This window comes from Rhizobacter sp. P2_G4 (assembly GCF_056403575.1).
The window spans coordinates 717,051-729,754 of sequence record NZ_JBFUFG010000002.1 but is presented as its reverse complement, the minus strand read 5'-3'; the positions used below and the strand labels follow the sequence as shown (position 1 = coordinate 729,754).

Sequence of the window (12,704 nt, the reverse complement as noted above, 5' to 3'; positions counted from 1 at the left end):
GACTGAGACACAGGAGACATGCGATGAGGAGCGGTGCCCCGCCTTCCCTCGACGGTGCCGGCGCACTGATTGCCGAGCTGATCCATCTGCTTCATCAAGGCGCGCCCGCAGAAGACTTCGCCCGCAGCCTCGCCGAGGTGGAAGCAATGCCGGACAACGTGGCGGCCAAGTCCACGCTCGCCGAGACCGTGCGCATGGCCATGGCGATCCGCAATCGGCTGGAGCTGCAGCAGCAGCGCGAGCGCGGCATGCTGGCCGTCATCGATTCGGCACAGGCCTTGTCCAGCAAGCTGGACCTCCAGAGCCTGTTGGGCGCGTTGGTGCAACGCGCACGCAACCTGCTCGGGTCCGACCTGGCGTGGCTGTCGGTCTACGACGACGATCGTGGCGAGTTCCATGTGCTGGCCACCGATGGCGCCATGCAGCAGACCACTTCGGGCATGGTGGCCCGGCATGACCGCGGCGTCGCGAGCGTCGTGATGTCGACGCGCCTGCCCTTCACGACGCCGGACTACCTGCACGAAGAACGCTTCGAGCACGACGCCTCGCTCGACGCCGCGTTCCGCGACGAAGGCATTGCAGCGCTTGTCGGCGTGCCGCTGGTCTGGAACGGCGAGGTGACGGGCCTGCTCTTCGTCGCCGACCGCTACCACCGGCTTCATACCGCGCAGAGCATCTCGATCCTGTGCACACTGGCCACGCACGGCGCGGTGGCGCTGAAGAACGCGCGCGACTTCGAGCGCGCCAACGCAGCGCTGAACGAGGCGGACCGAGCCCGTGCCGAACTGGAGCGGCATGTGCGCAGCATCCAGGCGGCCACCGATGCGCACGAGCAGCTGACCTCGCTGCTCGCTCGCGGCGCCTCGCTCTCCACGCTGTGTGAATCAGTCGCACGCATGCTGGGTGGCAGCGTGCTGGTGCTGGACGAAGCCTCGCAGGTGGTCAGCATGGACGCAGCGCCGGGGTATGCCGGCCTCGGCGCCATCGGCTACACGCCGCACGGCGCGCGCAGCGCCGAGGTGGCGCGCGCCTTGCGGCAGAGCCGCGAGACGGGCCGCTCGGTGCCGGCCTACCAGGTCGAAGACGAATCCTGCCGCGTGATGCCGGTGATCGGCGGCGACGACATCCTCGGCGCCGCCCTGCTCTTCCATCGCGGCGAACTGGAAGAGATCGCGATCCGCACCTTCGAGCGCAGCGCGAGCGTCATCGGCGTCGTGCTCCTGTCTCGCCAGCGCCTGGAGGCCTCGAAGAGCCACGACGCCTCCGACCTGCTGCGCTCGCTGGTGTGGCCACGCCAGGGCGAGTTGAAGGAGCTGGTAGACCGCGCCGAGCTGCACGGCGTGGACCTCTCGCGGCCGCTCGCGCTGATGCTGGTGGAGATGGACGGGCCCAGCGCAGGCTACGCGGCGCGGCGCTTCAGGACGATGCGGCCCTTCGCCAACGCGCAAACGAACGCGCTCACGAACGCACTGGTCGACGATCTCGACGGAACGCTTGTCATTCTGTGCGGCGCCACCGGCGCCATGGACGTGCGGCAGGCGGTGTCCGCCTGGGCGCGCGGCGAGTTGCACGTCGCGCATCGCGGTGTGCTGTCACGGCCGATCGGCGGGCCGGCGGAGATCCCTGCCCTGTATGCCACGCTCGGCCGCGCCCTGCCGGTGCTCAGGCGCATCGGCGTGCAAGGCCAGATCGTCAACCAGAACGAGCTGGCGCTGTACTCGACCTTGTTCGAGACCCACGACCAGACAAGCCTGAACAGCTTTCTCGACGCCACCATCGGCCCGCTGATCTCGCTGGACCGCAAGCGCAGCGCCGAGCTCGCGCCGACCTTGCTGAGCTACTTCGACAACAACCAGAACGCCAAGACCACGGCGCAACGCCTGGGCATCCACGTCAACACGGTGCGGCAACGCCTGTCGACCATCGAAACCTTGCTCGGTCACTGGGGCAACGCATCGCGTGCGCTGGAGATCCACATCGCGTTGCGTCTGTGGCACCTGAGCGCGCCGGCAGCGAGTGGGACCGTGGCACCGAGCAGCGACTGACGTACCGCGGGGCCTCCGGCATGGAGACCCCGCAGAACGCCGACGTGCTCAGCAACCTGGCGTGCTCACTGCACGCTGATCTGCTTCGCGGTCAGCGAGGCGTCGAACACCAGCGTGGCCGGCCACTGCGGCCAGGTGGCTCCCAGACCGGTGTTGTTCGGGTCGCCGTTGCGCGCGAAGGAGCCGATGCTGCGCATCATCGCGTCCGACAGCGCCAGGCGCCCCGGCGCATTGGCCGTGGTGTTGGCGAAGTTGGCGTAGAGCGATGGGCCGAAATTGCCGAACGCGAACGGCAGGTCGAAGGCATGTGCCGCGCCATAGATGTCGTTGAAGGGCGCGGGCAGCTCGTCCCAGTCGAAGCGGTAGTACCAGATCGGGTTCTGCTGCGATTGCAGCGCCGACAACACGCTGTCGCGGCTGTTCAGGAAGAAGATGCGGTTGAGCTGCTCGGCGCGTGCAGTGAAGCCGGTGGTGGGCGCAGACACCGGCAGGTACGACGGCGGAATCCACTGCTCGACCGCCGTGGTCGCCGGTCCATTCGGCTGGTAGTTGAACGCGATCGAGAAGACCGCAGCGTCGTCGAGCAGGCGGCCGCTGCCGGTGCCGCCGGCCAGCGGCAACAGGGTCGGGAACAGCTTGCCCTCGTCACGCGTGTTGCCCGCCAGCACCGGCACCTTCAGGTACTGACCGGCCTGGATGGCTGCGATGGGGCTGACCGGCACCACGTTGCCATCGGCGATCGGGCCGGAGCCCGAGGCGCCCACCGGAGCCAGCTTGCTCGTCACGGTGTTGATGATGGCTTCGGCGCTCTTGCCGCGCATGTAGGTGGCAACCTGTTCCGGCGTGCGCGATGCGACGTAGCCATAGGCGGCAGTCAGGTCAGCCGCCAGGCCATCGGCGAGCACCATGTTGGCGACCAGAAAGTCAGCCTGGCCGCGGAAGTCGGACGGCGACGCCAGCGTGGCGACGCTCCCGGCCGGCAGCTCGCTGGCGCGCGAGATGCCACCGCTGATCGGCAACACGCGATGCACCAGCGCTGGATTGGCCTGCACGACGAGCGGCGAAGTCATCAGCGCATAGACGTTGACGGCACCCGCCGACTGGCCCATCAGCGTGACGTTGCCAGCGTTGCCACCGAACGCGGCGACGTTGCGGTTGACGAACTTCAGCGCCTGCAGGATGTCGAGCAACGCGAAGTTGCCGGAGTCGTCGAGCGTGTCGCCCGTCTTCAGCTGCGCCATGTTGATGAAGCCGAGCAGGCCGAGGCGGTAGTTCACCGTGACGACCACGGCGTTCGCCGTGCGCGCCAACGCGGCGCCGTCGTACACCGGGTCGCCGGTGTAGCCGGTGACGTTGCTGCCGCCGTGCACGAACACGATCACCGGCAGGTTGGTGCCGGCTGTGGTCGGGCGCCAGATGTTCAAGTAGAGGCAGTCCTCCGAACCGACGGGTTGGCCGATGGTCGTGCCGATGGTGGCGTCGTACTTGTTGTTCGAGCCCGGGCCGTACAGGCGGCCGAACGATGCACAGGCATTGCCGAACTGCTGCGTGGCCTTGGGCGAGGTCCACGGTGCGAGCTCTGCGGGTGCCTTCCAGCGCAGTTCGCCCACGGGGGCCTTGGCGTACGGGATGCCCTTCCAGGCGTAGGTGCCGCTGGTCGCCGAATGGTCGGTGCCGATCACGTCGCCGAGGCTCGTGGTGCGCTGCGTGGGCGACACGTTCTCGCGGTTGACGCAGGTGAACGATGCGGCCAGGTTTACGTCGCCGGTGCCGTTGTAGCGCGGCCATGTCGGGTAGTCGCAAAGCGGCCGGGTGCGGCCCGGGACGCCGGCGGTGTCCTTCGCCACCTGTGCGCTTGGGCTGGTGCCGTTCTCGGCCCAGTTTTCCAGCGTGGTGAGCGAGTCCCACGCGGCATTGAAGGCCGTGCTCACCGCATGGCCGAGGCCGGGAATCTCGTAATAGCGAACGAACTTGTCGACCTCCGACGGACCCATGCGGCTTTGCAGGCGCTGGTAGTACTCCTCGGTGGCGCGGGTGCTCACGAGCACATCGGCGAGGCCGTGGGCCAGCAGCAGCTTGCCGCCCTTGGCAGCGAAGGCATCGAGGTCGACGCGGGTGTCGAGCAGTGTGCTCAGCTGGCTCACGCGGTTGGCCCACGGGCCCGGGTTTTCGGGGTCGAAGGACAGCGAGTCGTAGCCTGCGTCGCGGGTCACCGAGTACTTGATCCACTGGTCAAGCAAGGTGCTGATGTAAGGCGAGTTGCGCGGCATCGGCATGGCCGGCGCGGCGGTGCCGAGCGCCAGGAAGGTGATCGTCGGTTGCAGCGGCGATGGGTTGGTGGTGATGCCGAGGTCGGCGCCCCACACGTTGTAGCCGGGGTAGTGCGTCTCGCCGCTGGCCAGGGCGAAGTTGAACTGCGTGTCGGTGTTCATCACCTTCAGCGCGGTGATCTGCGCGTCGGACAGGCAGGTGTCGCCGGTATCGGCGCCGTCGGGGCAGCGCAGCGGGTTGCCGTTCACGCTGGCGGTTGCCGGGTCGAACACGGCGTTGCAGCGTTGCTGGTTGCTGATGAGCCCGTCGGTCGCGCCATCCAGCCCATCGCACGCTTCCATCGCCGCGGCGTAGACCAGCGCACGCTTGGCACTGCTGGGGTAGGCGCCGGGCTTGGCCAGGGCGCGATTGACGCGCTGGCCGTGCAGCAGCGCGGCGGCGTCGTTCCAGGCCGGGTACAGCGAGATGGCGCCGTCCCAATCGGCAGGCCAGCGCGTGATGGCAGCGAGCGCCTCGCGCCCGCCGGTGGAGCCGCCGGCGAAGTAGGCCTTGCGGATGGAATCGACGGCGTAGCGCGACTTGACGAGGAAGGTCGCCGCATCGCGGGTCTTCTTGATGGCGTCGCCACCGAAGTTGTCTGCGGCTTCGTCGTTGACGGCGAAGGAACCGTCCTGCGAGCCGAAGGCGTTCGCCTGGTGCCCGGAGTCGCTGGCGAAGGTGGCGTAGCCCCGGCCCAGCGGGTTGGGCTGGTCGGTCGGGCCGACGGGCACGTTGCCGGCAACGTTGGGCACGCTGCCGTCGAAGCCGCCGCCGCCGAACATCACGACCTTCTCGTTCCAGTCGGTCGGCAGGGCCAGGTTGAACCGGATGTCGGGTGCCGCGGGGTCAACCGGCGAGATCTTCGCCACGACGAGGCAGTGCTCCGGGATCAACTTGGGGGCAGTGCCAGCAGGCGCGACGACCGTGGCCGAGACGACGGTGCCGCCTGTGCTCGGCAGCCCGATCGAAGCGGCCGGGATGGTGGTGCCCGCCAGTTGTTCGCAGCTGAGCGGCGTGGAAGCCGCAGGTGGCGGGGGTGCATCTCCACCGCCACCGCCGCATCCCGCCAGCAGCATGGACAGAACGAACAGCGGCGAAGTTCGGTATCCGGGTCTCGGTTGTTTCATGGTGTCTCCTGTGTGTTGTCGTTTTCCCGAGCAGGCGCGCCGGTGGCAGACACGGCGCGCGCATCCCTCGCAGGTGCAGATTCGGGAACGATCTAGTCTTTGTTGGACGGGCCTGGCACTCAATATCGGAAGGGCACACCGACGGCGCGCAGTCGATGTGCGCGCAGGCCATCGCGAAAACCCTAGGCCGGCGATTTCGGAGCGCGAATCCGAAATGCTTCTAGCCGGTCACGCCTTTGTCACGGCCTGCCGTTGCGACAGCGCCTGCGTCACGAACTCCACGAACGCCCTGACCCGCGCCGCCATCTGATGCCGCTGTGGATACACCGCGTAGATGTCCGCATCGGGCGTGTAGAACTGCGGCAGCACCTGCACCAGGCGCCCGTTGCGCAGGTAGCGCTCGATGTCCCACTCGGCGCGCATCAGGATGCCGTGGCCTTCGAGCGCCCAGTTGACGGCGATCTCGCCGTCGTTGGTGGTCAGCGTGCCGCGGGTCTTGATCGCCTCGGTCTTCACGGTCTTGCCGCGGCCGCTGGAGAGACGCCACACGCCATAGCCCTCTTCGCCCTGGCGGATGCCGATGCAGTTGTGCCGGGTCAGGTCGTGCGGCACCTTGGGCATGCCGTGCTTGGCGAGGTACGCAGGTGATGCGCAGAGCAGCCGGCGGTTCGGGGCGATGTACTTCGCGATGACGCGCGTGTCGGGCGGCGCGCCGAAGCGGATGCAGACGTCGAACGAATCGTCGGTGAGCGGCGGCGGATTCACCGAGAGCTGCAGCTGAACTTCCACCTGCGGGTACTTGCGCGCGTAGCGCGAGATCAGCGGCGCCACGTGGCTGCGCCCGAAGCCCAGCGTCGCGTTGACGCGCAGCAGGCCTTTCGGCACGGCCTTGGAAACGCCGAGCAGCTGCTCCATGTCGTCGATCTCGCCGAGGATGCGGCGCGCATGCTCGAGGTAGAGCTCGCCCTCCGGCGTGAGGCTCATGCGCCGCGTGGTGCGGTTCAGTAGCGAGACGCCAAGCCTGGACTCCATCTGCGCCAGGTGCTTGCTGACGGCCGGTGTCGTCACGCCCAGCTCGCGTGCCGCGGCGCTCAGGCTGCCCGAACCGGCCAGCACCGAGAAGAAGCCGAGGTCGGCCGGTTGAATGCCTTTGCTCATGGTGCGGGTCCTTTGAACGGGCTTTTTTATTGTTGAACTGAAGTCAACGATGGATTCACTTTAGCCCTGTGTCGAACGTCTGTCGCGTTCTTACATTCCCTTCATCGCCCCTCGCGGGCAGTCAACGAAGAGACGAGATGAAGACCTACAAAATCGCCACGATCCCCGGAGACGGCATCGGAAAAGAAGTCGTGCCTGCAGGCCGGCAGGTAATGGAAGCACTCGCCGCAACGAGCAATGCGTTCCGCTTCGAGTTCGAGAACTTCGAGTGGGGCGGCGACTACTTTCGCGCGCACGGCGTGATGATGCCGGACGATGGCCTCGACGCCATCCGCGACAAGGACGCGATCCTGTTCGGCTCTGCCGGCGACCCGCACATTCCCGACCACGTCACTCTATGGGGCCTGCGCCTGAAGATCTGCCAGGGCTTCGACCAATACGCGAACGTGCGGCCGACGCGCATCCTGCCCGGCATCGATGCGCCGCTGAAGCGCTGCGGCCCGGACGACCTGAACTGGGTCATCGTGCGCGAGAACTCCGAAGGTGAGTACGCCGGTGTCGGCGGCCGGGTGCACCAGGGGCACGCGATCGAGGCGGCCACCGATGTGTCGATCATGACGCGCGCCGGCGTCGAGCGCGTGATGCGCTTCGCGTTCAAGCTTGCGCAGTCACGGCCACGCAAGCTGCTCACCGTCATCACCAAGAGCAACGCCCAACGCCACGCGATGGTGATGTGGGATGAGATCGCGCTGCAGGTCTCGAAGGACTTCCCCGATGTGCGTTGGGACAAGGAGCTCGTCGATGCGTCGACCGCGCGGATGATCAACCGGCCCGCGTCGCTCGACACCATCGTCGCGACCAACCTGCATGCCGACATCCTGAGCGACCTGGCCGCCGCGCTGGCGGGTAGCCTGGGCATCGCACCGACGGCCAATCTCGACCCCGAGCGCCGGTTCCCGTCGATGTTCGAGCCGATCCACGGTTCGGCCTTCGACATCATGGGCAAGGGCCTGGCCAACCCGATCGGCACCTTCTGGTCCATCGTGATGATGCTCGAGCACCTGGGCGAGCCACAGGCCGCCGCGCACGTGATGCAAGCAATCGAGCAGGTCACCGGCAACCCGGCACTGCACACGGGCGACCTCGGCGGTAAGGCCACCACGGCGCAGGTGACGGCGGCGGTGTGTGAGCTGCTGACTGCGGGCGCGCGGCGCAAGGCTGCCTGATCTCGCCGCACAAGACACACAACACAAGGAGACAACGATGACAAAGCTTCGCCGCCAACTGGCGCTGGCCAGTACCGTCGTGGCATTGAGCACGCTGCCTGCAGTCGGGCCGTTCGCCACCTCCGCCATGGCGCAAGCCTGGCCGAGCAAGCCCATCACGCTGATCGTGCCGTTCCCGGCCGGCGGCACGACCGACGTGCTGGCCCGCGCGCTCGCCGACAAGCTCACGCCGGCGCTCGGCCAGAGCGTGATCGTCGAAAGCAAGCCGGGTGCAGGCGCGACGCTGGGCGCAGACTTCGTCGCGAAATCCAAACCCGACGGCTACACGCTGCTCGTCGGCGCGGTGCACCACACCATCGCCTCGAGCGTCTACAAGAAGCTGCCGTACGACTTCCAGAAAGACCTGCTGCCGATCACGACGATTGCGCTCGTGCAGAACGTGCTCGTCGTGAACCCGAGCACGCCGGCGAAGAACGTGGCCGAACTCGTGGCGCTGCTGAAAGCGAAGCCGGGCTTCTATACCTATGGCTCCAACGGCAACGGCACGGCGCAACACCTGATCGGCACGCAGTTCCAGAACGCCACCGGCACAGAGATGGTCCACATCCCGTACAAGGGCAGCGGCCCGCTCGCGACCGACCTGCTCGGCGGGCAGATCGCGATGTCGTTTGACACCGCCACGCCAGTGCTGCCGCACATCAAGGCCGGCAAGCTGCGCCCGCTGGCGGTGACGACGGCCAAGCGCTCGTCGGCGCTGCCCGATGTGCCCACACTCGACGAGGCCGGCCTCAAGGGCTTCAACATCGGCACCTGGTTCGGCGTGCTCGCACCGACCGGCACACCGAAGGAGGTTGTGGCGCGCCTGAACACCGAGATGGTGAAGGTCATCCAGTCGCCCGAGTTCCGCAAGCGCATGGAAGAGATCGGTGCCGAGCCCATCGGCAACAGCACCGATCAGATGGCGCAGCAGATCAAGGACGAGACCGACAAGTTCGCGAAACTCGTGAAGGACGCGAAGGTCACGATCGATTGAACTGTCAGGGTCACCCGGCGGCGCAGGCGTTCAAGCTAACGCCTGGACACCACAAGTCTCGCGCCGCATTTCAATGGCGACCCGTTCTTGCCACAAACGAAAAAGCCTAGCAGGTGTGTACCTGCTAGGCTTTACGAATGATGGTGGGCCCCGACAGATTCGAACTGTCGACCAACGGATTAAGAGTCCGCTGCTCTACCAACTGAGCTAGGAGCCCGCACTAACTAAAAAGTTTTCTAACGAATTCTGGTGGGTTGTGCGGGATTCGAACCCACGACCAACGGATTAAAAGTCCGCTGCTCTACCGACTGAGCTAACAACCCGTAAAGCCCACGATTATAGCCGGCTCCAACAGGTCACTTCAAACAAATCGGCGAAGCACGCATTGTAGCGCTTCGCCGGCAGCTACGAAACCGAACGTTGCGGTCACTACAACACTCGAGCCGTACCCATGGCAATTGAGGCTGCCGTCGACCTCGCAGGCATCCACCGGCGGCAACACCGGCTCACGCGAGAACACGCAGCGCACGCCGATGGCGCCTGTGCGCGCGGCACCGTGCTGCTTGCGCAAGCGCTGGCGCAACGATGCCAGCAAGGGGTCGTGCGTGACCTGTGCCAGGTCGTCCACATCCACAGCCTGCGACAACTGCTTGCCGCCTGCGGCACCCACACTGATGAACGGCACACGCGCCTGCAGTGCCCAGTGCGCCATCGCCGTCTTGGCATGGACCTGATCACAGGCATCGACCAGCACGTCGATGTCGCGCGGCAGCAAGGCTGGCCAGTTGTCTGCTGAAACGAAGTCGTCGACGAGTTGAACGTCACACTCGGGGTGGATGTCGGCAATGCGTTCGCGCAATGCCACGCCTTTGGATGCGCCAATCGTCACGCCCATCGCCTGCACTTGGCGGTTGATGTTGGATTCGGCCACGTGGTCCATGTCGAACAACGTCAACTCGGCAACGCCGCTTCGAGCCAACGCTTCGACTGTCCAGGAACCCACGCCGCCAAGCCCGACCACGCCGACGCGCGCCGCGCGCAAACGTTGATAGCCTGCGTCGCCATACAGGCGGCGCAGTCCACCGAAGCGTCGCTCCAGATCAGGAGCCAGTTGGTCGAGCGAGGCGTTCATGAGCCCCGTTACTTGAGCGAGGCGAGACGTTCCTTGCCTGCTTGTGCTGCTTCGGACTTGGGATAGGTCTTGAGCAGATCGTCGAGGGTGCGTTTTGCGCCCTTTGCGTCTTTCAATTCCATCTGGCAGTTGGCGACTGACAGCAAGGCTTCAGGCGCACGCGGATGGTCAGGCGCGCTTGCCACGACTGAGCGGAACGACGCCATGGCTTCCTTGTAGTCGCGCATTCCGTACTGCGCGTTGCCCAGCCAGAACAAGGCCGAAGCCCTGTAGCCACTGCCCGGGTAGCGCCGGGTAAAGGACGACAGCGCCGACGAGGCCGCCGCGAAATCACCCTTTCGGAGCAACGCCATGCCTTCTTCGAACTGCCGCTGCTCTTCGGGGTCGGCGAGGAACTCCTTGCCGTCCACAGAGACCTTCTGCGGCTCGAGCTTGCGGATGCGGTCGTCGATGCCCTGCTGCACGTCTTTCTGTTGGCGCTGCAGCTCGACCACGTCACGGGTCAGTTGCTCGCCCTGCCCGCGCAGCTTGGCTGTGTCGGACCGCATGAGTTCGAGCTGGTTGTTGAGGTCGAGCAGGCTGCGCTTGAGCTGGTTGACCTGCTCCGTCAGCTGCGCGTTCTCTGCCTGCAACGCCTTGTTGCGAGCTTCCCCTTGATCCAAGCGTGCGCGGATGTCGAGGATGGCCTTGCGCGCTTCGTCGTCGTCAAACAGGCCTGCCTGCGCAGCCGGCGCGATGAGCGCGAGCGCCAGCAGCCAAGTCGCGGGCCGGAAACGAATCAAAAACGAGCGAGGCATGATTTCAGATCTCAACGGCTGGCGAGTTCAGCGCGGCGGTTCTTAGCCCAAGCCGCTTCGTCGCTGCCTTGGACGGCGGGGCGCTCTTTGCCGAAGCTGACGGCTTCAACCTGGGTGTCGTTCACGCCCAGCAACTTGAGGGCCTTGGTGACCGACTCGGCACGCTTCTGACCCAGTGCGAGGTTGTATTCGCTGCCGCCACGTTCATCGGTATGGCCTTCGACCGAAAGCTTCTTGGTGCGGTCAGCCGACAGGACCTTGGCCTGCGCTTCGATGACAGGGCGGAACTCGTCCTTGATCACGAAGCTGTCGTAGTCGAAATAGATCACGCGCGGCAACTCTGCATTGGCGGTGTTCTTGGTCAGGTCGACACTGGCGACCTTGCTGCCTGTACTGCCACTGGTGGAAGCACCCGTGCTGCCCGATGTAGACGGCGCGCGCGACTCGACCGGTGCCGGCGTGTTGTTCAGCGGGACGTTGGAAGCGCAGCCGGCCATGACGGCGGCGGCAAACAGAGCGAAGGCGGTGAACTTGATATTTTTCATAGGTATAGCTCCTGTCATAAAGAATGAAATCGGCGAACTCTCGAGGGTTCGCTAACGGTCGTAAGGGCCCCACATCGGCTCGCGCACGTCGGCCGTGGTCGACACCAGCTTCGCCTTGATCTTGCCATCGAGCGTGGTGGTCATCAAGACATCGCGGCCTCCGCTGCGGGTGGCGTAGATGATCAAGCGGCCGTTGGGTGCAAAGCTGGGGCTTTCGTCGTCGCGCGTGTCGGTGATGGCCTGGGGTGTCGCACCCTTGGACAACTCCGCCACGTAGAGCTTGAACGCCCCGCTCTGCCGCGAAATGTAGGCCATATACCGGCCATCCGGGCTGAGCGCGGGGCTGATGTTGTAGTCACCGGTAAAACTGACGCGCTCGACATTGCCGCCCGCGACCGGTACACGGTAGATCTGCGGGCCGCCACTGCGGTCGCTCACGAAGTAGAGCGATCGGCCATCCGGCGAGAATGTGGCTTCGGTGTCGATCGAGGGGCTGCTCGTTACCCGGCGGGGGTTCTCTCCGTTGCGGCCCATCACGAAGATCTGGGAGCCGCCTTCGCGGCTGAGTGTGGCCACGAGCGACTGCCCGTCGGGCGACCAGGCCGGTGCGCTGTTGGAGCCGCGGAAGTTGGCGATCACCCGCCGCTTGCCCGACGCCACTTCCTGAGCGTAAACCACCGCCTTCTGCGCCTCGAACGACACATAGGCAAGCTCCTGCCCGTTAGGCGCCCAGGCCGGCGAGATGATGGGCTCTGGGCTGTTGAGCGCGACCTGCCCACCTTCACCATCGGCATCGGCCACACGCAATGCGTAACGCGTGCCCGACCGGGTGACATAGGCGATGCGAGTGGAGAACACGCCCTTTTCGCCCGTGAGCTTCTCGTAGACGAAATCGGCAATGTGGTGGGCCGCGAGGCGCAGGTCGGTCGGCGCTACGGCATTGCTCTGGCCACCCAGATCCTTGCCTTTGACGACGTCCCATAGCTTGAACCGCACATCGAAGCGGCCGTCGGCCAGCCGCGTGACCGAGCCACCCACGAGGGCGTCGGCGCCCTTCGAGCGCCATTCGGTCATCTGAGGCTGCCCGAGCTCGTCGATTTGCGTGGTGGTGTCGATGCCCCTGAACACGCCAGCGCGCTCAAGGTCGGCCCGCACGATGGCCGAGAGCACTTGGGTGGTGCGGTCTTCATCGCGGAAACGTGCGATAGCGATGGGCACCTGCGTGGCGCCAACGCCGGAGATCTCGACCCGGAACTGGGCCAGTGCGGGGCCGGCGAGCGCCAGGCCGGAGGCCGCAGCCACGGAATTTCCAAAGGAACGTCGGTTCATCA

Annotated in this window: 8 protein-coding genes, 2 tRNA genes and 2 pseudogenes; 3 read left to right on the top strand and 9 right to left on the bottom strand. The window is 65.9% G+C overall.

The annotated features are described in order from the left end of the window. Positions 1-23: 23 nt before the first annotated feature. On the top strand, positions 24-2,045 hold the full coding sequence (locus AC1DYS_RS09860) for a helix-turn-helix domain-containing protein (RefSeq protein ID WP_477898459.1): 2,022 nt from the start codon (positions 24-26) through the stop codon (positions 2,043-2,045). Between the two features lie 65 nt (positions 2,046-2,110). Here AC1DYS_RS09860 and AC1DYS_RS09855 read toward each other — a convergent pair. From AC1DYS_RS09855 to AC1DYS_RS09845, 3 genes and pseudogenes are all read right to left on the bottom strand, one after another. Then, positions 2,111-3,742: pseudogene (locus tag AC1DYS_RS09855) on the bottom strand (carboxylesterase/lipase family protein); the annotation flags it as partial. A gap of 30 nt (positions 3,743-3,772) precedes the next feature. Next, positions 3,773-5,482 (bottom strand): annotated as a pseudogene (locus AC1DYS_RS09850) (tannase/feruloyl esterase family alpha/beta hydrolase); the annotation flags it as partial. Positions 5,483-5,710: 228 nt separating this feature from the next. After that, the gene (locus tag AC1DYS_RS09845) at positions 5,711-6,640 is read right to left on the bottom strand and encodes a LysR family transcriptional regulator (RefSeq protein ID WP_477898457.1); all 930 of its coding nucleotides are present in this window, start codon (positions 6,638-6,640) and stop codon (positions 5,711-5,713) included. A gap of 137 nt (positions 6,641-6,777) precedes the next feature. Here AC1DYS_RS09845 and AC1DYS_RS09840 point away from each other — a divergent pair, with 137 nt between their 5' ends. Further along, positions 6,778-7,866: a tartrate dehydrogenase gene (locus tag AC1DYS_RS09840; RefSeq protein WP_477898455.1), complete on the top strand. Its 1,089-nt coding sequence runs from the start codon at positions 6,778-6,780 to the stop codon at positions 7,864-7,866. A gap of 37 nt (positions 7,867-7,903) precedes the next feature. Continuing rightward, positions 7,904-8,899, top strand: coding sequence for a Bug family tripartite tricarboxylate transporter substrate binding protein (locus tag AC1DYS_RS09835; RefSeq protein WP_477898453.1), 996 nt, complete (start codon positions 7,904-7,906; stop codon positions 8,897-8,899). A 141-nt stretch (positions 8,900-9,040) separates the two neighbouring features. On the opposite strand, the gene AC1DYS_RS09830 is transcribed toward AC1DYS_RS09835, so the two are convergent. From AC1DYS_RS09830 to tolB, 6 genes are all read right to left on the bottom strand, one after another. After that, positions 9,041-9,116: transfer RNA gene (locus tag AC1DYS_RS09830), tRNA-Lys, on the bottom strand. A 30-nt stretch (positions 9,117-9,146) separates the two neighbouring features. Then, positions 9,147-9,222, bottom strand: a tRNA-Lys gene (locus AC1DYS_RS09825). Between the two features lie 38 nt (positions 9,223-9,260). Then, positions 9,261-10,031, bottom strand: coding sequence for a tRNA threonylcarbamoyladenosine dehydratase (locus AC1DYS_RS09820; RefSeq protein ID WP_477898451.1), 771 nt, complete (start codon positions 10,029-10,031; stop codon positions 9,261-9,263). A gap of 8 nt (positions 10,032-10,039) precedes the next feature. Continuing rightward, positions 10,040-10,828, bottom strand: coding sequence for a tol-pal system protein YbgF (ybgF, locus tag AC1DYS_RS09815; RefSeq protein ID WP_047485155.1), 789 nt, complete (start codon positions 10,826-10,828; stop codon positions 10,040-10,042). An 11-nt stretch (positions 10,829-10,839) separates the two neighbouring features. Continuing rightward, complete coding sequence (gene pal / locus AC1DYS_RS09810; RefSeq protein WP_477898449.1) at positions 10,840-11,373, bottom strand: peptidoglycan-associated lipoprotein Pal; 534 nt, start codon at positions 11,371-11,373, stop codon at positions 10,840-10,842. Between the two features lie 51 nt (positions 11,374-11,424). Then, complete coding sequence (tolB, locus tag AC1DYS_RS09805) at positions 11,425-12,702, bottom strand: Tol-Pal system beta propeller repeat protein TolB (RefSeq protein WP_477898447.1); 1,278 nt, start codon at positions 12,700-12,702, stop codon at positions 11,425-11,427. Positions 12,703-12,704: the final 2 nt, after the last annotated feature.